Source organism: Microbacterium arborescens, from assembly GCF_030369635.1.
In the GTDB taxonomy this organism is placed as follows: domain Bacteria; phylum Actinomycetota; class Actinomycetes; order Actinomycetales; family Microbacteriaceae; genus Microbacterium.
On record NZ_CP128474.1, the window covers coordinates 1,435,673 to 1,461,335 of the forward strand.

24 protein-coding genes and 1 tRNA gene are annotated in these 25,663 nt (G+C 69.9%); 17 read left to right on the top strand and 8 right to left on the bottom strand.

Going from position 1 to position 25,663, the window contains the following annotated elements:
• Nucleotides 1-70 precede the first annotated feature (70 nt).
• From QUC20_RS06790 to QUC20_RS06850, 13 genes are all read left to right on the top strand, one after another.
• Nucleotides 71-373: an ATPase gene (locus QUC20_RS06790; RefSeq protein WP_120262822.1), complete on the top strand. Its 303-nt coding sequence runs from the start codon at nt 71-73 to the stop codon at nt 371-373.
• Between the two features lie 66 nt (nt 374-439).
• Nucleotides 440-3,103: an alanine--tRNA ligase gene (gene alaS, locus QUC20_RS06795; protein ID WP_289331309.1), complete on the top strand. Its 2,664-nt coding sequence runs from the start codon at nt 440-442 to the stop codon at nt 3,101-3,103.
• Nucleotides 3,100-3,570, top strand: coding sequence for a Holliday junction resolvase RuvX (gene ruvX, locus QUC20_RS06800; RefSeq protein ID WP_120262820.1), 471 nt, complete (start codon nt 3,100-3,102; stop codon nt 3,568-3,570). The genes alaS and ruvX overlap by 4 nt, the downstream gene beginning before the upstream one ends.
• Before the next feature lies 1 nt (nt 3,571).
• A complete protein-coding gene (mltG, locus tag QUC20_RS06805; RefSeq protein WP_289331310.1) occupies nt 3,572-4,969 on the top strand; it encodes an endolytic transglycosylase MltG in 1,398 nt (465 codons plus the stop codon).
• On the top strand, nt 4,950-5,810 hold the full coding sequence (locus QUC20_RS06810) for a shikimate dehydrogenase family protein (RefSeq protein ID WP_289331311.1): 861 nt from the start codon (nt 4,950-4,952) through the stop codon (nt 5,808-5,810). Before mltG ends, QUC20_RS06810 begins: the two co-directional genes overlap by 20 nt.
• A 4-nt stretch (nt 5,811-5,814) precedes the next feature.
• The gene (aroC, locus tag QUC20_RS06815) at nt 5,815-7,026 is read left to right on the top strand and encodes a chorismate synthase (RefSeq protein ID WP_120262817.1); all 1,212 of its coding nucleotides are present in this window, start codon (nt 5,815-5,817) and stop codon (nt 7,024-7,026) included.
• Nucleotides 7,023-7,532 carry a shikimate kinase gene (locus QUC20_RS06820; RefSeq protein WP_289331312.1) on the top strand — a complete coding sequence of 170 codons (510 nt, stop codon included), beginning with the start codon at nt 7,023-7,025 and terminating at the stop codon, nt 7,530-7,532. Before aroC ends, QUC20_RS06820 begins: the two co-directional genes overlap by 4 nt.
• Nucleotides 7,529-8,605: a 3-dehydroquinate synthase gene (aroB, locus tag QUC20_RS06825; RefSeq protein ID WP_120262815.1), complete on the top strand. Its 1,077-nt coding sequence runs from the start codon at nt 7,529-7,531 to the stop codon at nt 8,603-8,605. The genes QUC20_RS06820 and aroB overlap by 4 nt, the downstream gene beginning before the upstream one ends.
• 28 nt (nt 8,606-8,633) lie before the next feature.
• Nucleotides 8,634-9,077, top strand: a complete 444-nt coding sequence (gene aroQ, locus QUC20_RS06830) for a type II 3-dehydroquinate dehydratase (protein WP_289331313.1) — start codon at nt 8,634-8,636, stop codon at nt 9,075-9,077.
• A 53-nt stretch (nt 9,078-9,130) separates the two neighbouring features.
• Nucleotides 9,131-9,691 carry an elongation factor P gene (gene efp, locus QUC20_RS06835; protein WP_112614292.1) on the top strand — a complete coding sequence of 187 codons (561 nt, stop codon included), beginning with the start codon at nt 9,131-9,133 and terminating at the stop codon, nt 9,689-9,691.
• Between the two features lie 16 nt (nt 9,692-9,707).
• On the top strand, nt 9,708-10,118 hold the full coding sequence (gene nusB / locus QUC20_RS06840) for a transcription antitermination factor NusB (RefSeq protein WP_120262813.1): 411 nt from the start codon (nt 9,708-9,710) through the stop codon (nt 10,116-10,118).
• Nucleotides 10,119-10,164: 46 nt separating this feature from the next.
• The gene (locus tag QUC20_RS06845; protein WP_289331314.1) at nt 10,165-13,095 is read left to right on the top strand and encodes a DEAD/DEAH box helicase; all 2,931 of its coding nucleotides are present in this window, start codon (nt 10,165-10,167) and stop codon (nt 13,093-13,095) included.
• Nucleotides 13,096-13,195: 100 nt separating this feature from the next.
• Nucleotides 13,196-14,764 carry a Rieske 2Fe-2S domain-containing protein gene (locus QUC20_RS06850; RefSeq protein ID WP_120262812.1) on the top strand — a complete coding sequence of 523 codons (1,569 nt, stop codon included), beginning with the start codon at nt 13,196-13,198 and terminating at the stop codon, nt 14,762-14,764.
• A 30-nt stretch (nt 14,765-14,794) separates the two neighbouring features.
• Here the strand turns inward: QUC20_RS06850 and QUC20_RS06855 are convergent, their stop codons facing one another.
• Genes QUC20_RS06855 through QUC20_RS06880 form a run of 6 tightly spaced genes read right to left on the bottom strand, consistent with a single transcriptional unit; the run spans nt 14,795 to nt 19,824 of the window.
• On the bottom strand, nt 14,795-15,670 hold the full coding sequence (locus QUC20_RS06855) for a prenyltransferase (protein WP_289331315.1): 876 nt from the start codon (nt 15,668-15,670) through the stop codon (nt 14,795-14,797).
• Complete coding sequence (locus QUC20_RS06860; protein WP_120262810.1) at nt 15,667-15,969, bottom strand: lycopene cyclase domain-containing protein; 303 nt, start codon at nt 15,967-15,969, stop codon at nt 15,667-15,669. The genes QUC20_RS06855 and QUC20_RS06860 overlap by 4 nt, the downstream gene beginning before the upstream one ends.
• Nucleotides 15,966-16,298 (bottom strand): lycopene cyclase domain-containing protein, encoded by a 333-nt coding sequence (locus QUC20_RS06865; protein ID WP_120262809.1) that lies wholly within the window; start codon nt 16,296-16,298, stop codon nt 15,966-15,968. The genes QUC20_RS06860 and QUC20_RS06865 overlap by 4 nt, the downstream gene beginning before the upstream one ends.
• Before the next feature lie 3 nt (nt 16,299-16,301).
• Nucleotides 16,302-17,900, bottom strand: a complete 1,599-nt coding sequence (gene crtI / locus QUC20_RS06870) for a phytoene desaturase family protein (protein WP_289331316.1) — start codon at nt 17,898-17,900, stop codon at nt 16,302-16,304.
• Nucleotides 17,897-18,772, bottom strand: coding sequence for a phytoene/squalene synthase family protein (locus QUC20_RS06875; RefSeq protein ID WP_289331317.1), 876 nt, complete (start codon nt 18,770-18,772; stop codon nt 17,897-17,899). Before QUC20_RS06875 ends, crtI begins: the two co-directional genes overlap by 4 nt.
• Nucleotides 18,769-19,824, bottom strand: coding sequence for a polyprenyl synthetase family protein (locus QUC20_RS06880; RefSeq protein ID WP_289331318.1), 1,056 nt, complete (start codon nt 19,822-19,824; stop codon nt 18,769-18,771). The genes QUC20_RS06875 and QUC20_RS06880 overlap by 4 nt, the downstream gene beginning before the upstream one ends.
• A 93-nt stretch (nt 19,825-19,917) precedes the next feature.
• On the opposite strand from QUC20_RS06880, the gene QUC20_RS06885 reads away from it, so the two are divergent.
• Nucleotides 19,918-20,385 carry a MarR family winged helix-turn-helix transcriptional regulator gene (locus tag QUC20_RS06885; protein WP_120262805.1) on the top strand — a complete coding sequence of 156 codons (468 nt, stop codon included), beginning with the start codon at nt 19,918-19,920 and terminating at the stop codon, nt 20,383-20,385.
• A gap of 94 nt (nt 20,386-20,479) precedes the next feature.
• Here QUC20_RS06885 and QUC20_RS06890 read toward each other — a convergent pair.
• Nucleotides 20,480-20,553, bottom strand: a tRNA-Met gene (locus tag QUC20_RS06890).
• 225 nt (nt 20,554-20,778) lie between these two features.
• On the opposite strand from QUC20_RS06890, the gene QUC20_RS06895 reads away from it, so the two are divergent.
• Entirely contained in the window at nt 20,779-21,597 is an 819-nt protein-coding gene (locus QUC20_RS06895; protein ID WP_120262804.1) for a carbon-nitrogen hydrolase family protein, read from the top strand.
• On the opposite strand, the gene QUC20_RS06900 is transcribed toward QUC20_RS06895, so the two are convergent.
• The gene (locus QUC20_RS06900; protein WP_289331319.1) at nt 21,571-22,770 is read right to left on the bottom strand and encodes an aminotransferase class I/II-fold pyridoxal phosphate-dependent enzyme; all 1,200 of its coding nucleotides are present in this window, start codon (nt 22,768-22,770) and stop codon (nt 21,571-21,573) included. The two genes, QUC20_RS06895 and QUC20_RS06900, sit on opposite strands and share 27 nt — an antisense overlap.
• 100 nt (nt 22,771-22,870) lie before the next feature.
• On the opposite strand from QUC20_RS06900, the gene QUC20_RS06905 reads away from it, so the two are divergent.
• Nucleotides 22,871-24,358 carry a S1C family serine protease gene (locus tag QUC20_RS06905; RefSeq protein WP_120262802.1) on the top strand — a complete coding sequence of 496 codons (1,488 nt, stop codon included), beginning with the start codon at nt 22,871-22,873 and terminating at the stop codon, nt 24,356-24,358.
• A 43-nt stretch (nt 24,359-24,401) separates the two neighbouring features.
• On the top strand, nt 24,402-25,649 hold the full coding sequence (locus tag QUC20_RS06910) for a CDP-glycerol glycerophosphotransferase family protein (RefSeq protein ID WP_289331320.1): 1,248 nt from the start codon (nt 24,402-24,404) through the stop codon (nt 25,647-25,649).
• Nucleotides 25,650-25,663: the final 14 nt, after the last annotated feature.

Below are 25,663 nucleotides of genomic sequence, written 5' to 3' on the forward strand. Positions count from 1 at the left end.
TTCCAGCATCGCCATGAAGGGCGTCGGGTTCTCCCGGCGCCCTTCATGCTTTGCACCTAACATGGTTCCCATGAAGAACGCGCTGTGGTTCGTTTTGGGCGTCGCCGGCGGTTTCGTCGCTGCGCACGTGGTCAACAAGGATCCGCGCGGTCACGAGATGCTCGCCGAGGTCGATGCGCGGATCTCCGAGTTCGCCGATCGCATCGGCGACGCTTACCGCGAGCAGGAGGCCCGCATCGAGGGCCTCGCGGCGGACGTCAAGGGCGCAGCCTCCGACGCTCTCGACTCGGCTGCCGACGCCGCCTCCGACGTCGCGGACGCGGCCCGTGACGCCGTCGCGAAGGCCAAGAACGCCGCCGACTCCTCACACTGACACCCGACCCGATCGCGGCGTCGCGCCCTGGGCGCGACGCCGATGCCTGCCTGCCGAAGGAACCCGATGAAGACCGCCGAGATCGCCCAGCGTTACCTGGACTACTTCGAGAAGAAGGGGCACACGATCGTGCCCTCCGCATCGCTCGTCACCGAAGACCCCGCGCTGCTGTTCACCGTGGCCGGCATGGTCCCCTTCATCCCGTACCTGTCGGGCGATGTGCCCGCGCCGTACTCGCGCGCGGCCGATGTGCAGAAGTGCATCCGCACCAACGACATCGAGGAGGTCGGCAAGACCCCTCGCCACGGCACCTTCTTCCAGATGCTGGGCAACTGGTCGTTCGGCGACTACTTCAAGGAGGGCGCCATCTCGTTCGCCTGGGAGCTGCTGACGAGCCCCGAGGCGGAGGGCGGCCTCGGGTTCGATCCGAAGGACCTGTGGGTGACCGTCTACGAGGAGGACGACGAGGCTCGCGAGCTGTGGCTGAAGCACTCCACGTTGCCCGAAGAGCGCATCCAGCGCCTCGGTAAGGACACCAACTACTGGAGCACCGGCCTGCCGGGTCCCGCCGGCCCGTGTTCCGAGATCTTCTTCGACCGTGGTCCCGCGTACGGGATCGACGGCGGCCCGGCCACCGACGACGACCGCTACGTCGAGATCTGGAACCTCGTCTTCATGCAGTTCGAGATCGCCGATGTCCGCTCGAAGTACGACTTCACGATCGTCGGCGAGCTGCCGAACAAGAACATCGACACCGGCATGGGGCTCGAGCGGGTCGCCTTCATCAAGCAGGGCGTCGACAACATGTACGAGACCGACCAGGTCCGTCCGGTGCTCGATAAGGCCGTCGAGCTCTCGGGCAAGACCTACGGCGCCAACCACGACGACGACGTGCTCTTCCGTGTCATCGCCGATCACGTGCGCTCCTCGCTCATGCTGCTCTCCGACGGGGTCACCCCGTCGAACGACGGGCGAGGGTACATCCTGCGCCGTCTGATGCGCCGTGCCATCCGCTCGATGCGTCTGCTCGGCGTCGAAGGTCCGAGCTTCGCGGAGCTGTTCGCCGCGTCGCGCGACGCGATGCGGGAGGCGTACCCGATCGTCGAGACCGACTATGCGCGACTGTCGCAGTACGCCCTCGCCGAGGAGGCGACGTTCCTGCGCACGCTCGCCGCGGGCTCGGAGCTGCTCGACGAGTCGGTCGAGCAGGCAAAGAAGGCCGGCGAAGGCAAGCTGAGCGGCGCGCAGGCGTTCCTCCTGCACGATACCTACGGATTCCCCATCGATCTGACTCTCGAGATCGTCGAGGAGGCGGGACTCAGCGTCGACCGCGGCGCTTTCGACTCGCTGATGCAGGAACAGCGAGAGCGCGCCAAGGCGGACGCGCGTTCCCGCAAGGGACAGCTCGCCGACACGAGCGTGTACCGCGATTTCCGCGCGCAGGGCGAGACGGTCTTCACCGGCTACACCGAGCTGGAGACGGGCTCGCGCGTGCTCGGCATCCTGGTCGGCGGCGTCTCGGTCGACCGCGCCGCGCAGGGGCAGATCGCCGAGGTGATCCTCGCCGAGACGGCCCTGTACGCCGAGTCTGGCGGCCAGGTCGCCGACAAGGGCGTCATCGTGGGCCCGGGCTACGAGCTCGAAGTCCTCGACGTGCAGAAGCCGGTCCCCGGGCTCGTCAGCCACACCGTCGAGGTCACGACTGGCGAGGTGGCGGTAGGCGAATCCGCGACGACGGTGGTGGATGCCGCGAACCGGCGGGCGGCGCAGCAGGCTCACTCCGCCACGCACCTCGTGCACGCTGCCCTGCGCGACACGCTCGGCAAGAGCGCGACGCAGGCCGGCTCGCTGAACCGTGCCGGCTACCTGCGGTTCGACTTCTCGTGGGGTCAGGCGCTCTCGCCCGAGACCCGCACCGAGATCGAGGAGATCGCCAACAACGCTGTCCGTGACAACCTCGAGGTCACAACGCGGATCATGTCGCTCGACGAGGCGAAGGCCGCCGGAGCCATGGCGCTCTTCGGCGAGAAGTACGGCGAAACCGTCCGCATGGTCGACATCGGGGGTCCCTGGTCGCGCGAGCTCTGCGCCGGCACCCACGTGTCGTCCAGCGCTGAGGTCGGCCTCATCAACCTCATCGGCGAGTCGTCGGTCGGCGCCTCGAACCGCCGCGTCGAGGCGCTGGTCGGGCAGGATGCCTTCCGCGAGCTGGCAGCCGAGCGCGCGATCGTCTCGCAGCTCACGACGTCGTTGAAGACGCCGCGCGATCAGCTCGCGGCCCGTGTCGCTGAGCTCGCCGCGAGCCTCAAGGCCGCGGAGAAGCGGATCGCCCAGTTCGAGGCACGCGCCCTCGCCGACCGGCTGCCGCAGCTCGTGGCGACGGCCTCGCCCGCGGGACCGTTCCAGATCGTCGCCGAGTCGCTGGGATCCGCGGGATCCGCCGACGATGCGCGCACCCTGGCGTTGCAGGTGCGCGACCGGCTCGGAGCCGACACCGCGGCGATCGTCGCACTGGGTGCCGTCGTCGGCGAGCGACCCGTCGTCGTGGTCGCCGCCAATGAGGCCGCGCGCGCCGCCGGCGCCAAGGCCGGCGTCCTGGCGAAGGCTGCGGCATCCGCTCTCGGTGGCGGCGGCGGTGGACGCGACGATGTGGCGCAGGGCGGCGGGACGGACGCTGCAGCGCTCCCGGCGGCGCTCCGCGCCGTCCGCGACGCGGCGAGTGGCTTGTGAGCGGATTCCGGCCCGGCGTCCGTATCGGCGTCGATGTCGGCACCGCTCGTATCGGCGTCGCGCGGTGCGACCGGGACGGTCTGCTGGCGGTGCCGGTCGAGACGGTGCCGCGTGGCGAGGGCGATCTCGCCCGTATCGCCGCCCTTGCGGCTGAGTACGAGGCGGTCGAGCTCGTTGTCGGGCTGCCGGTCGCGCTCAGCGGACGGGAGACGGCGTCGACGGCCGATGCGCGCGGCTTCGCCGAGGCCCTAGCCGCTGCCGGCCACTCCGTGCGCCTGGTCGACGAGCGGCTGAGCACCGTCAGCGCGCACAGCGCATTGCGCGGTTCGGGCCGATCCCAGCGATCATCTCGTAGCATTGTTGACCAGGTCGCCGCCGTAGTGCTCCTCCAGCAGGCACTCGACGTCGAGAAGAGCACCGGTAACCCGCCCGGCGCTTCCGTCGCACCCTCGCAGGAGCACCCCTGACATGACTGACCGCCCGCCGCACGACACCGGCGTCCCGACGAGCCGACGGGCAGCGCGCGCGGCCGCCCAGAGCACGGCATCCGCGCCGGGTGGTGCAGCGCCTTCCCGTGACGCCTCGCGTCTCGAGTACGCGCCGGCCTCCGCCGCTGAGCACCGTGCATCGGCGCACGCTCCGGCGTCCCGCGATCAGGCTCAGGGCGAGCAGCCGACGCACCAGCAGGCGCCGCGGGCCGCTGCGCCTGCTGTCGGTACACTCGACGCCCTGTTCACGGGTGAGGTCAGCACGCACGAGGTCGGCGCGGTGCCCAGCCGGCACGACCGCGATCGGAAGAAGAGCCGCATCGCCAAGTGGGTCGTGCTCGTCGTGATCCTGGCGATCGTCGGGGGCATCGGTGTGGGCGCAGCATGGGTCTGGAACACCTACGAGCCGCAGATCCGGTCGGTGATGGGCTGGGAGGAGCCGAAAGACTTCGAGCCCGGCGAGGCGACGGGCGAGGTGCTCGTGACCGTCGTCGGCGGCGACACCGGCTCGACGATCTCGCAGACGCTCTTCGACCAGGGCGTCACCAAGACTCCGACGGCGTTCTACGATCACCTGATCGCGACGGCTCAGAACCCCACCTTCCAACCCGGCGTCTATGCGCTGCAGCAGCGGATGACCTCTGAGGCCGCCCTCGCCCTCATCCTCGATCCGACGAGCAAGCGCCAGAACGCAGCGCAGCTGCGCGAGGGGCTGACGATGGATCAGACCGTCGAGGTGCTCGCGCAGGGAACGGGGATGCCGGTCGAGGACTTCACCGCCGCCGTCGCCGATCCTGCCGCCTACGGTGTCGCCGCCGACACGCTCGAGGGCTGGCTGTTCCCGGCGACCTATCAGTTCGACCCCGGCCTGTCCGCCGCCGACATCGTGCGCACGATGGTCGACCGTACGGTCGAGTCCCTCAACGCCGCGGGGGTACCGGAGGATCGTCGTGAGGAGATCCTCACGACGGCATCCATCATCCAGCGCGAGGCACGGCTGTCGGACGACTTCTACAAGGTGTCGCGCGTCATCGCGAACCGCCTGACCGACGGCATGCGTCTGCAGATGGACTCCACGGCGCAGTACGGGTACGACGAGATGCACGACGGCACGGCGAGCTCGTCCGCAGCGGCTCTGGAAGATGACAACGCCTGGAACACCTACGTCCGGGAGGGCCTGCCGGCCGGACCGATCGCGAATCCCGGCGACAAGGCGATCGATGCGGCCATGCATCCCGCCGAGGGCCCGTGGCTTTACTTCGTCACGTGGAACATGGACACCGGCGAGACGATCTTCTCGGCGACGTACGAAGAGCACCAGGCGGGCATCGACCAGTGGCACGCGTGGTGCGACGCGAATGACAACCGGGGCTGCTGACCTTTCGGCGCGCCCGCGTCGTCGTTTCGAGGTGTGGGGCTCGCCGATCGAGCACAGTCTGTCGCCGCTGCTCCACGCCGCGGCCTACGACCGGCTCGGCTTGCCGTGGACGTACGGGCGACGTCGGGTCGACGAGTCGTCGTTCGCACGCGAGCTGGCCGCGCTCGACTCCGAGGTGCACGGACTCTCGCTGACGATGCCGCTGAAGACCCTCGCGCACAACGCGGGTCGCCGACGGGATGCCGCGGCGAGTGCGACCGGTGCGGCGAATACGCTTGTGCGCTCCGGCGACGGGTGGGCGGCCTTCAACACGGATGTCGGCGGCCTGGCGGCCGCGCTCACCGAGATCGGTCTCGCGGGCGCGGCACGGGCGCGCATCGTCGGCGCGGGGGCGACGGCGACCTCGGCGCTCCTCGCCCTCGAGCGCATCGGCGTCGATCGCGTCGACATCGCCGCGCGCAGACCCGCCGCGGCGGCCCCTCTGCTGGCGCTCGCGGCGAGCCGTGGCATCGACGCGACGGTGTCGCCGCTGGACGCTCCCGCGGGCGACGTCGAGCTGACCGTGTCGACGCTGCCTGGAGACGCACCGGTCACGGATGCCGTCTCGGCGCGTCTCGCGGCCGTCGGCGGCACGCTGTACGACGTCGTCTACGGCAACTGGCCGACTGCGCTCGGACACGCGTGGCTGGCGGCCGGCCGGCCCGCTCACGCCGGGGCGACCATGCTGCTCCACCAGGCGGTGCTGCAGATCCGCATCTTCGCGACGGGATCGCCTGACGAACCGCTGCCCGGCGAGGAGGGCGTCGTCGCCGTCATGCGCCGGGCGCTCGTGGGAGGATAGACGAATGCTCCGCGTGCTCACGGCCGGCGAATCGCACGGCCCCGAACTCGTCGCCCTCATGGAGGGTCTTCCCGCCGGCGTGCCCGTATCGCGTGCCGCCATCCAAGCCGACCTCGCTCGGCGCAAGCTCGGCTACGGCCGCGGTTCGCGCATGAAGTTCGAGGAGGACGAGCTCACGATCTCGACGGGCGTGCGTCACGGCTTCAGCCTCGGCAGCCCGATCGCGCTGCGCATCGGGAACACCGAGTGGCCCAAGTGGGTCGAGGTGATGAGCCCCGAGCCCGTCGAGCTCACCGAGCGCTCGCGCGGACGCGGCGCCGCCCTGACGCGCCCCCGTCCGGGCCACGCCGACCTCGTCGGCATGCAGAAGTACGGCTTCGACGAGGCCCGCCCGATCCTCGAGCGTGCGAGCGCTCGCGAGACCGCCGCGCGGGTGGCTCTCGGTGCCGTCGCCCGCTCGTTCCTCGGCGAGCTCGGGATCCGCCTCGTCAGCCACACCCTCTCCATCGGCCCGGTCCGGGTGCCCGACGGCGCGCCCCTGCCGAGCCCCGACGACGTCGACGCCCTCGACGCCGATCCGCTGCGGTGCTTCCACGCCGACACGTCTGCGGCGATGGTTGCCGAGGTCGACGCTGCCAAGAAGGACGGCGACACGCTCGGCGGCATCGTCGAGGTCCTCGCATACGGGCTCCCGCCCGGGCTCGGTTCGCACGTGCAGTGGGACCGCCGTCTCGATGCGAAGCTCGCGCAGGCGCTGATGGGCATCCAGGCGATCAAGGGCGTCGAGGTCGGTGACGGGTTCGAGACCACGCGTCGTCGCGGCTCTGCGGCGCATGACGAACTGTTCGCGACCGATGCGGGAATCGCTCGTTCCAGCGACAAGGCGGGCGGCACCGAAGGCGGGATGTCCACCGGTACCGTCCTGCGTGTCCGGGCCGGTATGAAGCCGATCGCGACCGTGCCCAAGGCCCTGCGCACCGTCGACGTCGCCTCGGGTGACTCTGCGACGGCGCACCACCAGCGCTCCGACGTCTGCGCCGTGCCGGCGGCGGGCGTCGTCGCCGAGGCGATGGTCGCCATCGTGCTCGCCGAGTCGGTGCTCGAGAAGTTCGGTGGCGACAACGTCGCCGAGACGCGTCGCAACCTCGAGGGATACCTCGCGGCGATCCCCGAGACGCTTCGCTCGGCGGCATTCAGCGACGACGCGATCGGATGACAGCCCCGGCGATCGTCCTGATCGGACCGATGGGCGCGGGCAAGTCGAGCATCGGAAAGAAGCTGGCGCGCGTGCTCGGGACGACGTTCACCGACAGCGACAGCCTCGTCGTCCGCGACCACGGCCCGATCGAGCAGCTCTTCGCGGCACACGGCGAGCACCACTTCCGCGAGCTCGAGAGACGTGCGGTCGTCGAAGCCCTCGGTCGCGGCGGCGTCGTCGCGCTCGGCGGCGGCGCGGTGCTGCATGCCGACACCCGAGCCGACCTGGCCTCGCACCGCGTGGTGCTGCTGACCGTGTCGGAACAGACGATCGCGTCCCGCCTCGCCGGGACCACGCGCCCGCTGCTGCAGGGCGACGACCCGGTGGGTCGCTGGCGCGAGGTCGCCGAGAGCCGTCGCGAGCTCTACGGACAGCTCGCCGACGCGCGATTCGACACATCCACCGGCCGGATCCAGGACATCGTCGACGCCATCGCGGCGTGGGCTCAGGAGGAGACGTCATGACAGACACCACCGTCATCGCCGTCGGGGGCGCCTCGCCCTACGACGTCACCATCGGGCGCGGCATCCTCCCGCTCGTCGGCTCGGCTCTGCCCGAGACCGCCCGCAAGGTGCTCATCGTTCACCCCCCGACGCTGTCGGCGCAGGCAGAGCGTCTGCGCGAGATGCTGGGCGCAGACCGCCAGGTGCTGCTCGCCGAGATCCCCGACGCCGAGCAGGGCAAGCGCGTCGAGGTCGCGGCGTTCTGCTGGCAGGTCATGGGCCAGGCCGACTTCACCCGGACGGACGCCGTCGTCGGATTCGGCGGCGGTGCCGTGACCGACCTCGCCGGTTTCGTCGCCGCGACGTGGTTGCGGGGCATCGCCGTCGTGCAGGTTCCCACGACGGTGCTCGGCATGGTCGATGCGGCCGTCGGCGGTAAGACGGGCATCAACACCGCGGAGGGCAAGAACCTGGTGGGGGCTTTCTGGCCCCCCGTCGCGGTCGTCTGCGACCTCGACCTGCTCGACGGGCTTTCGCGCAACGAGCGCGTCGCCGGGTTCGCGGAGGTCGTGAAGGCCGGCTTCATCTGGCACCCCGAGATCCTCGACCTCATCGAGGCCGATCCCGAGGCGGCGGTCGACCCGCACAGCGATGCGTTCCGGCGCAGCATCGAGCTCGCCATCGACATGAAGGCGAAGGTCGTGGGGGAGGACCTGCGCGAGGCGGGCCTTCGTGAAGTGCTCAATTACGGACACACGCTCGGGCACGCGATCGAACACGCCGAGCGGTACCAGTGGCGCCACGGCGCGGCGGTGTCCGTGGGGATGATGTTCGCCGCCGAGCTCTCGCGGCTGGCGGGCCGGCTCCCGGATGCCGCAGCCCAGCGCCACCGCGACATCCTCGAGACCCTCGGGCTGCCCACGTCGTACCGCGCGGGTGCGTGGCGCCAGCTGCTGGCAACGATGCAACGCGACAAGAAGACGCGCGGCTCGATGCTGCGGTTCATCGTGCTCGACGACATCGCGAAGCCCACGGTGCTGCAGGCGCCCGACGAGTCGCTTCTCTTCGCCGCGTACCAGGAGGTCGGGGCCTGATCCTGCCGGTCATCGGTAGGGTGGGCGCGTGAACACCCCCCGACGCCTGCTGCTCGTCAACGGGCCGAACCTGAACCTGCTCGGCATCCGCGAGCCGGAGATCTACGGCCGCGAGACGCTCGCTGACGTCGAGGCGCTCGTGGCCGAGACAGCGGCCGAGCGCGGTGTCGAGGTGCGCTGCGTGCAGAGCAACCACGAGGGCGTTCTCATCGACGCCATTCACGAGGCTCGTACGGACTGTGCGGGCATCATCATCAACCCCGGTGGTCTCACACACACCTCCGTCGTCCTTCGCGACGCCCTCGCGGGAGTCGCGCTGCCGGTGGCCGAGGTCCACATCTCCGATGTCTCCCAGCGCGAGAGCTTCCGGCACCACTCCTATGTCGCCGACGTCGCCGCCGTGCATGTCATCGGCGAAGGCGTCGCCGGATACGCGCGCGCGACGCGACAGCTGCTCGACATCCTCGCGTAGAATCGATCCTCGGCCCGTCGGCCGCCCGACCACACGAACGGAACTCCACACTCATGGCATCGACCGCAGACATCAAGAACGGCGTCGTCCTCAGCATCGACGGTCAGCTTTGGAACGTCATCGAGTTCCAGCACGTCAAGCCCGGCAAGGGTGGCGCGTTCGTGCGCACGAAGCTGAAGAACGTCGTGTCGGGCAAGACCGTCGACCGCACCTACAACGCAGGCGCGAAGATCGAGATCGAGAACGTCGACCGCCGCGATTTCACCTACCTCTACAACGACGGCGACAACTTCGTCTTCATGGACGTCGACGACTACGACCAGATCACGGTTCCCGCCGCCACCGTCGGCGACGCCAAGAACTACCTGCTCGAGAACCAGCAGGTGCAGATCGCGCTGAACAACGGCAACCCGCTCTACATCGAGCTCCCCGCTTCTGTCGTGCTCGAGATCACGTACACCGAGCCCGGCCTGCAGGGCGATCGCTCGTCGGCCGGCACGAAGTCCGCGACAGTCGAGACCGGGTACGAGATCCAGGTTCCGCTGTTCGTCGAGCAGGGCACGAAGGTCAAGGTCGACACCCGCACGGGTGACTACCTCGGCCGCGTGAACTGACGCCGGTCCTCGTCCGATGAGCGCTCGCTCCAAGGCGCGCAAGCGCGCCCTCGACATCCTCTACCAGTCCGACATCCGCGGCGACGACCTCGGCGTGACCCTCGCCGCCGAGGCGAAGCGTGCGGCGCTCGAGCCCGCGCGCGAGGCATCGTGGCTCTACGCCCGCGAGATCATCGACGGTGTCATCGACAACCGCGACGAGATCGACGAGCAGATCACCACGTTCGCGAAGGATTGGTCGCTGGCGCGGATGCCGGCCGTCGATCGGGCGATCCTGCGACTGGGCGTCTGGGAGATCGTGTACAACGACGCGGTTCCCCCCGCGGTCGCGATCGACGAGGCCGTCGAGCTGGCGAAGGAGTTCTCGACCGACGGTTCGAGCGCCTTCGTCCACGGCGTGCTCGGCCGGGTCGCGCGACTCGGCTGATCGACGTCGGAGGTACGCGCGAGGATCCTCGGATGAGGCCGAATCCGTGACCGTGAGGGCGACGCCGTCGTGGCGTACGGTTCTGCTGCCAGCGGCGACCGGTGAGAACACCGTCGCGCTCGGCCTGCAGCTGCGGCAACGAGAGAGCGCCTCGGCGGCTCATTGGGGCCCGCGGCGCGTGCTTCCGGCCACGGCGCGCAGCGTCGCGACGTCCGACGGCGAGCTCCGACTCGCCGCCCGCCCGCTGTCGCGGAGCGGGGCGAGCGGGCGATGGGTGCAGGGCGACGAGACCTGGGAATCGCTGCGGCGCGGCGCCTGGCGTGTCGACCCGTCCCGGGCGCGATGGTTCTCGACCCTCTACGGCATCGCTCACGACGCACGACTCCTCGGCGGATACGGCGACTCGGACTGGTTGACGATCGACGGCGCCGACTCGGAGTTGCTCTGGCCTCACTTGCGTTCCGCGGCGCAGCTCGGCATCCCGATCGTGGCGACGCGGCCCGACCAGGATGTCAGGCTCGGTGATTCGGCCTCGGTCGAGGTGCGCGTCGAGGGGGCCCCCGACGGCGGCTTGCTGCTCACACCCGTCGTGCGCTTCGACGACGGCGACGCCGCGGCGCATGCACGCCCCATCGGCCACGTCGGGGTCTACGGGATCGATCAGGCGGGCGATTCGCTCCGCGTCGTGTTCGCGCAGGCGGGCGTCGGACCCGGGGTGCGTTCTCTGCTGGCCGCAGGGAGCCCGGTCGCCGTGCCGGCGGCGGAGCGCGACGACTTCCTCCGTGAGGCCTACCCGCAGCTTGCGCGGGAGGGGGTCGTGGCAGCCGGGCCCGGGGTGCGGCTGCCGGCGCCCGCGCGTACGACCGTGGTCGTCACGGTCGATCAGCGTCCGCGCGACGAGCTGGCCTACACGATCGTCTGGCAGGTGCCGGGGGTCGGTCGTGTGCCCTGGGAGAGCGCGGCGGGCTCCTCGTCGGCTGACGCCGAGTTGCGGACGTCGCTCGAGGCGGCCTGGGCCAGGGCGACCGAACGCCCCTTCTCGCCCGGGGGAACCCGGAGCGGCATCGACGCCGCCGAGTTCACGAACGAGGTCCTGCCGGTGCTCCAGACGGTGGATGGGGTCCGCGTCGAGACCTCGGGCGTGGCGCGTTCGTATCGCGAGCTCTCCGGCGATCCCCGCATCCGTGTGCGTACGGTCGAGACGAGCGACGCCGACTGGTTCGAGCTCGGCGTGCACGTCGAGGTCGAGGGGCGCCGCGTGCCGTTCCGGCCATTGTTCACCGCACTCGCGCAGCGGCGGAAGAAGATGCTGCTCTCGGACGGCGCCTACTTCTCGCTGTCGCACCCGGCGCTGGACCGTCTCCGAGAGCTCATCGAGGACTCGCGCGACCTCGTCGAGTGGGACACCGGCGGCACGCGGGTGAGTCGCTACCAGCTGCAGCTCTGGTCGGACTTCGAGGACCTCGCCGACGAGGCCGAGCCCGCGGTCCGCTGGCGCGCCGCTCTCGATCGTCTGCGCGCGGACGAATCGGTAGGCGGTCGCCATGCTCAGCCGCCTCCACCGGCGGGCATCACCACGACGCTCCGTCCCTATCAGCGCGAGGGGTTTGCGTGGCTCGCGGCACTTCGCGACGCCCGGCTGGGCGGCATCCTCGCCGACGACATGGGCCTCGGGAAGACCCTTCAGCTGCTGGCGCTGCTCGAGCGCGAGCGGGAGCGCGGCGAGACCCATCCGGCGCTCGTGGTCGCGCCGACCTCGGTGGTATCGGCGTGGCGCGACGAAGCGGCACGTCACGCTCCCGGCCTGCGGATCGCCGTCGTCGAGCAGGTGGGAGCGCAATGGTCGGGGGCGGAGACCGACGTCGTCGTGACGTCGTATGCGCTCCTGCGGCTGGACGCCGCGTCGTACGCCGCCCATCGCTGGTCGACGGTCGTGCTGGACGAGGCACAGTATGTGAAGAACCCCCGCACCCGCGTGCACCGCGCGGTGCTCGGCCTCCAGGCGGACGTCATCTTCGCCGCGACCGGAACCCCGCTCGAGAACGGCCTCACCGATCTCTGGTCGATCCTGTCGCTGACGAGCCCGGGGCTGTTCCCGTCCGCGCGCCGCTTCCGCGAGGAGTACGTGAAGCCGATCGAGCACGGACGCGTCGACGAGAACGCCGAAGGCGGCGCCGCCCGAGAACGCCGTCTCGCGCGGCTCCGGCGTCGTGTGCAGCCGTTCCTGCTGCGGCGCACGAAGGACGTCGTCGCAGCCGATCTCCCACCGCGGCAGGAGCAGGACGTGCGCGTCGAGCTGTCCAGCGGGCACCGCGCGGTATACGAGCGTGTGCTGCAACGGGAGCGGCGGAAGGTGCTGGGGCTGCTCGATGACCTCGACAGCCAGCGATTCATCGTCTTCCGCTCGCTGACACTGCTGAGGATGCTCGCATTGGCGCCAGCGCTCGTGGATGTCGGCGGGCCGGGAATCGTCCCGAGCAAGCTCGACGCGCTCCGAGGCCGCCTCGATGAGGTCATCGCTGAGGGTCATCGTGCTCTCGTGTTCAGCCAGTTCACCTCGTTCCTCGACACCGTGGAGGACGATCTGCGGGCGCACGGTGTCGGCGTCGTGCGGCTCGACGGCTCGACCACCCGCCGTGCCGATGTCGTCGAAGCCTTCCGCCGTGGACAGGACCCCGTGTTCCTCATCAGCCTCAAGGCCGGTGGTGTCGGGCTGACGCTCACGGAAGCGGACTACGTCTTCCTCCTCGACCCGTGGTGGAACCCTGCGGCCGAGCAGCAGGCGATCGACCGGACGCATCGCATCGGTCAGGACCGCCCGGTCACCGTCTACCGGCTCATCGCCGCCGGCACGATCGAGGAGAAGGTGGTCGAGCTGCAGCGGCGCAAGGCGCGCCTCATCAGTGCCGTGCTCGACGCGGACGGCGCGTTCTCGAACGCCTTGACGGCGGACGACATCCGCCAGCTGCTCGCGTGAAGCGCGGACCAGCCCGCAGACGAACTGACACGGCCCGCAGCGGCCGGTCGTCGGCGGGGCCTCACGTAGACTCGACCAGTCGCAACAGGAGGTCATCGTCATGCGCATCACAGGCCTGGGACACGCGGGAATGTTCATCGAGACGGCAGGGGGCAGCATCCTCTGCGACCCGGTCGTCGGACCGAGCTTCTTCGGCTCGTGGTTCCCTTTCCCCGACAACCGCGGACTCGACTGGGAACGTTTCGGGCGCGCCGACTTCCTCTACATCTCGCACCGGCACCGTGATCACTTCGACCCGGCTCTGTTGCGCGCGCACGTGCCGACCGACATCCGTGTGCTGCTGCCCGAGTACCCGACCGACGACCTCGAACGCGATCTTCGCGATCTGGGATACGACAACATCATCTACACCCAGGCCGGTGTGCCCCTCGAGTTCGGCGATCTCACGCTCATGGTCACCCCGCTCCGGGCACCGAGCGACGGTCCGATCGGCGACTCGTCGCTGTCTGTCGACGACGGCACCGCCTCGGTGCTGAACCAGAACGACTCGCACCCGCTCGACCTCGACAAGCTGATGTCGTTCGGCAAGCCCGACGCCTACTTCACGCAGGTCTCCGGGGCCATCTGGTGGCCGATGGTCTACGACCTGCCCCAGGACGCGAAGCAGAACTTCGCTCAGCTCAAGCGCGACGCGCAGAACAAGCGCGCGATGTACTACATCGACAAGGTCGACGCGCCTCACGTGTTCCCGATGGCCGGGCCCCCGATGTTCCTGCGCGAGGAGCTCTTCCGCTACAACGGCTGGGGTGAGCAGAACGACTCGATCTTCACGGATCAGGCGCAGTTCCTGGCGCACATGAAGGAAGAGCGGCCCGACCAGAACGGGTACCTGTTCGTTCCCGGAACACAGGTGGACCTGAATCACGGCGCTCTCGAGATCACCCAGACGCTCTACACGGATGCCGAGATCGAGCGCATCTTCGCCGACAAATGGAGCTACCTCGCCGAGCAGCGCGACAGCCGCCAGGACGAGGTGCGCGCCGAGGTCGAGCGCCGCGCCGCGGTGCTGCCGCCGGACGAGATGCTCGCCGCGATCAAGCAGTGGTGGGAGCCGCTCCTGCGGCGTGCGCGGACGATCCGCAACGGTGTGGGCGGGATGGTTCGGTTCCGCATCGGCGAGCTCGACATGGTCGTCGACTTCCCCAAGGCGAAGGTGCGCGAGTACGCCGGGGAGGAGTGCATCTACTGGTACACGATCCCCGCCGACCTCGTGTCGACGAACATCCGAGACCACGAGATCGACTGGTCGAACTCGATCTTCCTGTCGATGCAGTTCGAGGTCGGTCGCAGCGGCAAGTTCAACGAGTTCCTCACCACGTTCCTCAAGTGCCTGTCGCGTGACCGCATCGAGTACGTCGAGAACTGGTACGCCGAGCAGTCGGACCAGACCGAGGATGCCGAGCTCGGCGATTGGACCGTGCAGCGACGCTGCCCGCACCTGCGCGCAGATCTGACGAAGACCGGGAAGATCGAGGACGGTGTGCTCACCTGCTCGCTCCACGACTGGAAATGGGATCTCGCTACCGGACGCTGCCTGACCACCCAGGGGCACCCGATCCGCGCGAGCCGCATCATCGAGACGGCGAACGCCACGAATCCGGCGGCCTGATCGAATCGGGACGGGCGTCGGGGTGGCCGATCACGACGTGATCAGCCACCACCAGATGAGCAGCAGCGTGACGATGAATCCGCCGAGCTGATTGAGCCAGAGGAACCGGTCCCAGCCGGCGGTGGCCCGCTCGCAGGTGTCGTCGGTGATGTTCCGGAACGGCCAGAGGGTGATGAGGTACGGGATCACGACGAGGGCCGCAAGAGGACCGGGCCACTCGGTGGCGAGCATGAGCACCCCCGCCAGGACGTAGCAGGCGAGCGCGAACCGCACGGTCCAGCGTGCGCCGCGGACGGTCGCGAGGGAGGCGATTCCCGCTTCGCGGTCTGCGCCGACGTCCTGGACGGCGCCGAAGGCGTGCGAGGCGACGCCCCATGCGGCGAATGCCAGCACGATGACGGTGAGCTGCCAGGTCCAGGTAGCCCCCGCCAGCACGAGCCCGTACACCGCAGGCGAGAAGAAGTGGATGCTGCTCGTCACCGAGTCGGCGAAGGGGCGCTCTTTGAGGCGCAATGGGGGAGCGCTGTAGAAGACGACGAAGAAGAGGCTCGCCGCGAGGACGAGCCACGACAGCGGCGACCCGGTGAGGACGAGGTATGCCACGAAGGGCAGACACGACAGGCCCGCAGCCCACAGGGTCGCCCGGTGCGCGCCGCGATCCAGGATCGCGCCGTGCGCTCCGCCCTTCCGAGGATTCCTCAGGTCGGACTCGTAGTCGAAGACGTCGTTGATGCCGTACATCGCGAGGTTGTAGGGCACGAGGAAGAAGAGGGTGCCGATGATCAGCGTCGCGTCGATCTGGCGCGTGGTGAGCAGATAGGCCGCGGCGAACGGATACGCGGTGTTGATCCAGCTCACCGGGCGCGAGGCGATGAGGAGTTGACGTGCGAGCGCGGGGGCGGTCATCGGTTCGGCTTCTCCAGGAGAGTTGCGACGGCCGGCACCAGGAAGGCCGCGCACAACGGGTACGCGAAGTCCTCGAGCGGTGCCAGGCCGATTCGGATGCCGCTGAGGTGCTCCTCCGGGTAGGTGAACAGCCCTGCGGCGATCATCACGTTATCGAAGACGGCCGTCAGCAGGATGAGCACGACGGCGGCTACCGCCGACCAGGCCATGCGCGCGGCGAATCGCGGACGACGGGCTGAGGCCGCCGTCACGACGATCGTCACGATGACGAAGGGAATGACGATGATCGGGTAGGTCACGGCGCTGCATCCGTTCGACGTTCCTCGTGCCACCGTCTGGCGCCGCCGTACGCCACGAGCGCCAGGTAGCTGAGGAAGAGCAGGAAGACCGGCTCTTCGAGCGGAAGGTGCGGGGCGAGGTCGATGCCCAGCAGTGACGCGCTGCCGCCCTTGACGAAGACGCCCGTCGCGATCCCCACCGCGTCCCAGACGAGGAAGAACACCGTGCCCGCCAGCGCGGCGACGATGGTTCGCCGTCGGTCGCGCCAGAACGCGAGCCGGAACCGCCGATCGAGCAGCCCGACGCCGCACAGCGACACGAGCAGGGCGATCAGGTACAGGCCCGGCAACGATCAACCGGCGGGCGTCGTGGGCTCGGGCAGCGGTCCGGCTGTCGTGTCGCCTCGCAGACGCTTGACGACGAGCTCCGCCGAGATCAGGCACATCGGCAGGCCGATGCCGGGCAGAACGGACGAGCCGGCGTAGTAGAGGCCGGGAACCTTCTTCGACGCGTTTCCCGGTCGGAACAGCGCGCTCTGCGTCAGCGTGTGCGCCAGCCCGAGGGAGTTCCCCCGCCACGCGCCGAGATCGCGGGCGAAGTCCGCCGGAGCGATCGTCCGCCGCACACGCACTCGGGAAGCGAGATCGGTCGCGCCCGTCCACTGCGCGATCTGCGCGATGGCGCGATCCGCCGCCGCTTCGATCGCGGCGTCGCCTCCGCCGTCGATGCCGCCGCGCCCGAGCCCGGGGTCGGCGGGGATCGGGACGAGGACGAACAGATTCTCCGAGCCGTCCGGTGCGACGGTGTCGTCGGTCGCGCTCGGCCGGCAGACATACAGCGAGGCGGGATCCGGGATGTGGGTGTCGCGGCCCGCGATCGCATCGAAGTTCTCGCGCCAGCCCCGCGTGAAGAGCAGCGTGTGGTGCGAGAGCTCGGGGAGTTCGCCGTCGACGCCGAGGAGGATCAGCAGTGCACCGAAGCTCGGCGTGCGCTTGCGCCACCAGCGCTCCGGGTACGACTGCCGTTCGGGCGGCAAGAGCACCGTCTCGGTGTGGTGCAGGTCGGCCGTCGAGACCACGACGTCGGCCGGGATCTCGGTGGTGTCGGCGAGGCGGACGCCGGTCGCCGTGCCGTCGGCGGCCGTGAGGATCTGCGAGACCGCCGTTCCGGTGCGCACCTCGACCCCGCGCTGACGGGCCAGGCGCTCGATGGCGGCGATGACCTCCGTGAAGCCGCCCCGGGGGTACAGGACCGCGTCGTCGAGATCGAGGTGACTCATCAGGTGGTAAAGGCTCGGCACGTCGTAGGGCGAGGAGCCGAGGAAGACCGCGGGGTACCCCAGAACCTGGCGGAGCACGGGGTCGTTGAAGCGGCTCTCGACGAACCGGTTCAACGACCGGGTGAGCAGCGGGGCGAGGGTCGGGACCCGCTTCAGGATGTCGGGGTCGCGGAGGCCCTCCGACGTGGCGTAAGTGTCGTAGAGGAACTTCGACACGGCCAGGTCGTAGGCGTCGGCGGCCGAGTCGAGGTACTCGTCGAGGCGTGCTCCCGCGCCCGGCTCGCGACTCTCGAACAGCGCGGCGGCCTCGGCGCGGCCGGACACGACGTCGATGTGTTCGCCGGCGCCGTCGCCCTCGGGTTCGGCGTACACGCGGTAGGCGGGCGCGAGGGGAACCAGATCGAGTTCGGCCGCCGCAGACGTTCCGAGGAGTGCGAAGAAATGCTCGAAGACTTCGGGCATGAGGTACCAGCTCGGTCCGGTGTCGAACCGGAAGCCGTCGCGCTCCCAGGAGCCGGCGCGACCGCCCGTGTCCTCGCGCGCCTCGATGACGGTCACCGTGTATCCCTCGTCGGCCAGCAGTGCGGCCGTCGAGAGCCCGGCGATGCCGCCGCCGATCACGACGGCGCGCGATCCCTGCGATGCCGTGTGCGAGCGTGCCCGGCGGCTCATGCGCCCGCTCGCAGGGGAGCGGCACCCACGGTCGCGCGGGCGGCGAGCCCGAGCTTGACGGCGTTGGGCACGCGAACCCGCTGGTCGGTCTCGCCGGCGCGCCGCAGGCGACGGGAGAGCGCCGTGAAGAGGTCGTGAGCAGCGGTGACCGCCCGGCGGCAGTCCGCGGGCAGCCGGGGGATGATCGCGCCCGCCGCGTCGAGGTCGGCGTCGATGCGGTCCAGGACCTCGGCGCGTGATGACGTGCCTGCGCCGCCCTCGACGCCGAGGTAGTCGCGCCCGAGGGATCCGACGTCGTGGGGGAGATCGCGCAAGAAGTTCACGTCCTGAAAGGCGGCGCCGAGACGGCGCGCGCCGTCGACGAGGGCGGGATCGGCGGGACGCGGATGCGAACCGCCGGCGTTGACGAAGGTCTGGAGGCACATCAGCCCCACGACCTCCGCCGAACCGTAGACGTACGAGTCATGCGAGCCGGCATCGTGCGAACTCACCTCGAGATCGGTGCGCATCGATGCGAAGAACGGGCGCACCAGGTCGGCGCCGATCCCGCACTCCCGCGCGGTGGAGGCGAAGGCGTGGACGATGAGATTGGCGCTGAAGCCTTCGTCGACCGCCACGAGCGTCTCCTCCTCGAGCGCGTCGAGAATGCGTCGTTGAGCTGGCAGCGGCATCCCCGCCTGTTCAGCCGAGCCGTCGACGATCTCGTCGGCGATCCGGACGAGGGCGTAGATGTTCCGCACGTGGGGACGCACTCGCGGCCCCAGCAGACGGGCTGCGAGTCCGAACGAGGTCGAGTACGCGGAGATGACCACGGCGGCCGCATCGCGCGCCGTCCGGTCGTACAGCGCGATAGCGGAGTGATCGGGGGTCACGGGATCCGTCCTTCGATGCCTTCGGCGAGTTGCTCGATGAGGGCGTGGGCGTCGGGCGGCAGTTCGGTTGCCCGGCGCCGCACCGACGCGAGCGTCTGGCCGATGAGGGTGACGAGCTGCTCGCGGGCGCCGCTCGCGTCGAGCTCGCGCTGCGCGGCCTGCACCGCGATCGGACCGGTCGGCGCCATCGCGAGCGCGGACGAGACCTGGGGCCAGGATGCGGACTCCCGGGCGAAGGAGATGAGCGGTGTCCGCTTGGCTTCGCGCAGATCGGCACCTGCGCCCCGGCCCGCCTGTGCCTCATCACCGAAGGTGCCGATGAGGTCGTCGACGAGTTGGAACGCCAGGCCGAGGTCCGCGCCGACCGACAACAGCACGGCCCGATCGCCCTCGTCGGCGGAAGCGAGGACGGCGCCGGCGGCGAGGGGTGCGCAGAACGAGTACACCGCGGTCTTGTCGTGCGCCGTGCTCAACAGCTGCGCGGTCTCGGGCTCGGTGGGCACGACCGCCTGCTCGACATCGGCGAGCTCGCCGATCGCGGACACGAGCACGGCGTCGTCGAGGAGATCGAACAGTCCGACCCGCTGATCGGGGGTGACGTCGGCGGTGGCGACGAGGCGGGCCGCCTCGTAGAGCAGGATGTCGCCGGCGAGAACGGCCGCCGCGTCGCCGACGCGTTCGGCGTCGTCGACGCTGACGCCGAGCGAGCGGGCGTGCGAGCGGAAGGTGCCGCCGACATTGGGGACGCCGCGCCGCTCGACGTCTCGATCGATGAGGTCGTCGTGGATCACGAACGCGCTGTGGAGCAGCTCGAACGCGGCGGCGACGTCCCACAGGCCCGGAGCGCTCGAGCGGTCGCCTCCGAACGCGTCGAAGGCTGCGATTACGAGCGCGGGGCGGAAGCGCTTGCCCCCGGACGTCGCCGCAGAGGCCGCGCGGATGAGAGCGAGCGCGGACGAACCGTGCGGGATCGCTCGCTCGGTGAGTCGGGTGAGGACCTGATCGAGTGCGCGATCGACAGCGGCTTTGCTGTCGTCGGGCAGAGAGATCATGGTCACCATCCTGGGCGTGCCATTAGTATGGCGTTTTGCTAGCTTAACTAGCGTTTGAGCCGATGATAACCAGGCTCGAGAGGTGGTGTCCACATGGCTGACCCGAATGCCGATCTGGGGAGAAGTCGTGTAGAGCGGTCGGCTCTGCTGGCGGTGCGAGCGTTCAGCGACGCGATGGATCGGATGCACACGGGGCTCCGATCCGACATGGACATGAACGCCACCGACCTCTCGGCGCTGCGCATGCTGAGCATCCGCGAACAGCGCGGCGAGCTGGTGAAGCCCCATGACCTCGCACGGCACCTGGGCATCTCGAGCGCCTCGACGACCAAGATGCTCGATCGCCTGTCGAAAGAGGGATTCATCGAACGCGCGCCGCATCCGAAAGACCGGCGCGCGCTGGTGATCACCCTCACCGAGTCGTCGCGCCAGGATTTTGGCCGCCACTTCGCCACGCGGCTGACGCGCATGCGTGAGGCGATGGAACCGTTCAGTCCGGACGAGCTCGCGACGGTTGCACGGTTCCTCGACGGTATGAGCGACGCGATGCTCGCCGACTGATCGCCCCGCACGATTGATCACGGCTCGGCGCCGCTTCGGGGCGGCGGGCGCATACAACGAAGGCCCCGTCTTTCGACGGGGCCTTCGTTTTCTGTTGCGGGGACAGGATTTGAACCTGCGACCTCTGGGTTATGAGCCCAGCGAGCTACCGAGCTGCTCCACCCCGCGGCACAAGAGTTAACACTAGCACGGGCTCAGGAGGTCGTCCAATCGGGACGGTTCTGCGCGCATCCCCGGGCGTGTCGGGCCGGATCCGCGGCCACACGTGTTGCCGTCGTGTGCCCGTCACGGGGAGGATGGCGGCATGGGCCCGGCGACGCCGATCATCGGCCGGTGACGACGTCACCTGCCAGGCTCGCCGCTCACGCATCGCCACCGCCGTTCGGAGGACCGTTGACCGCACTCGCCGTCGCCCAGTTCGCGCCCGCCGCCGACGTCGGCGACAACCTCCGCGTCGTCGCCGACTTCGTCGAGCGCGCGACCTCGCGCGGTGCCGAGGTGATCCTGTTCCCCGAGTATTCGAGCTATTTCGTCGACCCGTTCGACGAGACGCTGCGAGAGAACGCGCAGGACCTCGAGGGCTCGTTCGTCCGGGGGCTGCACGAGTTGGCTCGCCGTCACGGCGTTCACATCGTCGCAGGCCTCCTCGAGCGGGCTTCGGATGCAGAACGCGTGCGGAACACCGTCGTGGCGGTCGGGCCCGAGGGTCTGGTGGCGTCGTATCGCAAGCTGCACCTGTACGACGCCTTCGGGCAGCGCGAATCCGATTGGGTCGAGCCGGGGGAGATCACGTCGCCGGAGACCTTCGACGTGGGCGGCGTCCGCTTCGCGCTCATGACGTGTTACGACCTGCGCTTTCCCGAGGTCGCCCGTGTGCTCGCCGACACCGGAGCGCACGTCGTCCTCGTGCCCGCTCAGTGGGTGCGCGGTCCGCTCAAGGAGTTGCAGTGGAACACCCTCCTGCGAGCGCGCGCCATCGAGAACACGCTCTTCGTCGCAGCGGCTGACCATCCGCCGCCCCTCGGCGTGGGAAACTCCGGCGTCTTCGATCCGCAGGGGGTGGAGATCGCCGCGGTCGGGACGTCGAGCGATATCGCGGTCGCACACGTCGAAGCCCATGCCATCGAGCGCGTGCGGCGGGTCAATCCCGCCCTGCGGCTGCGCAGGTTCGCTGTCGTGCCTCGATCAGAAGGCGCCGGCGAGCCGAGCTGACGCCTCGGCAAGGACGTCGGGCCGCTTGCACGCGGCGAATCGCACGAGGGTGGCGTACTCCGGCCGGTGCGCGGGCGACGCGAAGGCCGTGAGCGGGATCGCGACGACGCCCGCTCGAGCGGGCAGCTCGCGGCAGAACGTATCGGCGTCGGAAGCTCCCAGGGGAGCGGCGTCCGCGACCGTGAAGTACGAACCCGCCGGTGTCGACACGGCGAAGCCGGCTGCGCGCAGCCCCGCGCCCAAGAGGTCACGGCCCGCACGCAGGCGATCGGAGATGCCGACGAAGACGTCGTCGGGGAGGCGCAGCCCGGCTGCGACGGCGGGCTGGAATGGGCCGGCGTTGACATAGGTGAGCCACTGCTTGACCGCCAGCACGGCGCTGACGAGCTCGTCGGGCCCCGTCACCCATCCGACCTTCCAGCCCGTCACTGAGAAGGTCTTGCCCGCAGACGAGATCGACAGCGTGCGTTCGGCCGCGCCCGGAACGGTTGCTATCGGGACGTGCGGCGCGTCGAACGTGAGGTGCTCATACACCTCGTCCGTGACGATCACCGCGTCGTGTCGATGCGCGAGGCGAACGATCTCGTCGATCGTCTCGCGTGTGAAGACGGTTCCGGTCGGATTGTGCGGATCGTTGACCAGGATGATGCGCGTACGGTCGGTGACGGCGGCGGCGAGCTCACCGAGGTCTGGCTGGAAGTCGGGCCACCGCAGCGGCACGCCCACCAGTCGCGCGCCGGAGAGCGCGACCAGGGCCGCGTACGCGTCGTAGTACGGCTCGAACACGACGACCTCGTCGTCCGGTCCATCGACGAGCGCCAGCACGGTGGCTGCGAGTGCTTCCGTCGCGCCGGCGGTCACGAGCACCTGCGTTCCGGGGTCGAGCGTGATGCCGTACCAGCGCGACTGGTGATCGGCGATCGCGCCGAGCAGCTCCGGTTCGCCGCGTCCCGGCGGATACTGATTGCGTCCGTCCGCGATCGCTGCGCGAGCGGCTTCGAGAACCTCGGTCGGACCGTCCTCGTCGGGGAAGCCCTGACCCAGGTTGATCGCGCCGGTTCGGGCGGCGAGTGCCGTCATCTCGGCGAAGATGGTGGGTACGGGCGAGCCTTCGTCGGTGAGCAGACCGGCGCCGCGTGCGGCGCGGCGCCAGGCGCCGGGAACCTCGTGCATCCGGTTCACGCTACACGCATAGGCGTGTCCCATCCTCGGCATAGGCAAACCACAGCATCGAGCGGCAACCTGTTCTTGCTTGGACAAAGGAGCAACCTCGATGAGCGACCAGAACTTCCCCGACGACCGCACTCCCGACGCGCGACGCGACGCCGAGCAGCCTGCCGACCACGCCCGTACCTCGCCCGTGTCGGCACCTGACGCGGCAGCGGCGCCGCGCGCAGACGCGACCATCCCGCCGCGCCCGCCGCTGCCCGGCGCGCCGGCAGACTCCGGCTCGGCGTTCCACACCCAGCCGACGCAGCCCTATGGCCAGCACGCGCCGCAGGGCGGCGCACCCGCCTTCGGCCAGTCCTTCACGGCGACCGCCGCCCCCGAGCAGCACGACCGCAGCAGGGTCGGCGGTGGGAAGATCGCGGCCATCCTCGTGGCCGCCGCCCTGGTCGGCGGCGCGGCGGGCGTCGGGGGAGCAGCTGCGGTGGGCTCGTCTTTCGTCGCGGCGCCCGCGTCGCAGAGCGCGGGTCCGTCGTCGATCACCGTCAACAACCCGGATTCCGTCAACGCGACGACGGCGATCGCCACGAAGGTGCTGCCGAGCGTCGTGACCATCTCCGCCTCGTCGGGCACCTCGGGCGGCACCGGCTCCGGTGTCATCCTGAGTGACGACGGCTACGTGCTCACCAACACCCACGTGGTGACCCTCGACGGCGCCACCGGCGACCCGAAGCTCTCGGTCACCACCTCGGACGGTCGGGTCTACGCGGCGACGATCGTGGGAACCGATCCGACCTACGACCTCGCGGTCATCAAGCTGACCGACGCCTCCGGACTCACCCCCATCGAGTTCGCGGACTCGAGCAAGCTGAACGTCGGCGACCAGACGGTGGCCGTGGGTGCACCGCTGGGGCTGTCGAACACGGTGACGACGGGAATCGTCAGCGCGCTGAACCGCTCGATCCAGATCGCATCGTCGGCAGCGCCCGATTCCGAAGGGGGAACGCCGCAGGACGAGACGCCCGGCGGGCGGACACCGTTCGAGTTCGACTTCGGCCAAGGGCAGCAGACGCCTTCGCAGCCGAAGTCCTCGATCGCGATCTCGGTCATCCAGACCGACGCGGCCATCAACCCGGGCAATTCCGGTGGCGCTCTCGTCGACGGGAAGGGCCGTCTGATCGGCATCAACGTCGCCATCGCGAGTGCCGGCGGGACCTCGACCGAGGCCGGCTCCATCGGCGTCGGTTTCGCGATCCCGTCGACGGTCGCCGAGCGCGTCGCGAACGAGATCATCGACGACGGCTCGGCCACCCATGGTCTCCTCGGCGCGACCGTCGGTGACGCCGCGGCCGCGCCCGGGGCGACCCGTGCGGGCGCGCTGATCAACGAGGTGACCTCTGGCGGCGCTGCAGCGTCGGCGGGCCTGCGCAACGGCGACATCGTCACGAAGTTCAACGGGGTCGCCATCACCGATCAGGTCGACCTGACCGCCCAGGTGCGGGCGCTGGCCGCCGGGAGCAAGGCGGAGCTGACTTACATCCGCGATGGCCGGGAGCAGACGGCGAACGTCACCCTGGGCGAGCTGCAGCAGTAGACGTCGTACCGGCCCGGACGCCACCCCGCGATAGGCTCGCGGGGTGGCGTCCTTCTCGTTCGGCGCGGGCAACGTACGCAAGGTCCTGCGCATCCCCGCGTATCTCGTGGGACGCCTCGCCACCCTCGTCATTCCGCGCGACCGGTCAGCCTGGGTCTTCGGCTGTGCCGTGGGCGTGGCCGACGGCGCGCTCGCGCTGTGGCAGGCGGCGCCTCGCCACCGCGCCGTGTGGCTGGTGTCGTCGCCGCGGCAAGTCGAGGACGCGGAACGGCTGGGCATCCCGGCGGTGCGGCGCGATTCGCTCGCAGGCTTCTGGCGCACGGCTCGCGCGGGCGTCGTCGTCGTCACCCACGGGCTCGGCGACGTCAACCGTTACGGCGTCGGCGGAGCTTTCCTCGTCCAGCTCTGGCACGGCATCCCGCTCAAGCGCATCGGTCTCGATTCGCCGGTGACGACCGACCCCGGGCGGCTGCGGGCCGTCCCCGGCATCCGGCGGCTGCTGGCGCTGGCTTACCGGCGCGCACAGTCCCAGATCGACGTGCTGCCCGCGGCATCCCACCTCGTTCGGGGCCGGCTCGAGAGCGCCTTCGGTCTCGACGACGCGCGCGTTCCCGTGCTCGGCGAGCCGCGCGTCGATGTGCTGTCGGCACCCGACCCGCTTTCGGCCCGCCACGAGGCTCGCACGCTGCTCGAGACGGCCGTCCCGGGCGTCGGGGAGGCTCGCGCCGTGCTCTACGCGCCGACCTGGCGCGACGGCGACCCCGACCCTGCGACACCCGGTCCGGCCGACTGGGGGAGCATCCTGAGCGTTCTGGAGGCTCACGACGCCGTGTTGCTCGTCCGGTCGCACCCGTTGGGCGGCGGTGACTACGCCCCTCCCGCGCCGACCTCGCGCGTGCGGATGCTGGGAAGCGACATCGTCCCCGACGTGACGCCGCTGCTAGCAGCCATGGACGTGCTGGTCACCGACTACTCGTCCCTCGCCTACGATGCCGGGCTCGTGCCGCTGCCGACGCTCTTCCTGGCGCCCGACGTCGAGAGCTACGCCCGGACGCGAGGGTTCTACGGCACCTACGCCGATGTCGCCGGCGCCGATGTCGCCAGGTCGTGGCCGGCGTTGTGCTCGCAGCTCGGCGACGTGCTCGGGCATGAGCCCGAGGCGAACCGCCGCCGATCCCGGGCCGCCGAACTGAGCCGCAGGGTGCACGCCTGGCGGGACGGCGGGAACGCGCGCCGTGTGCACGATGCGATCGTCGCCGCGGTGCCGGAAGCAGCGGGGGAGCAGTCGTGATGCGTGTCGATTTC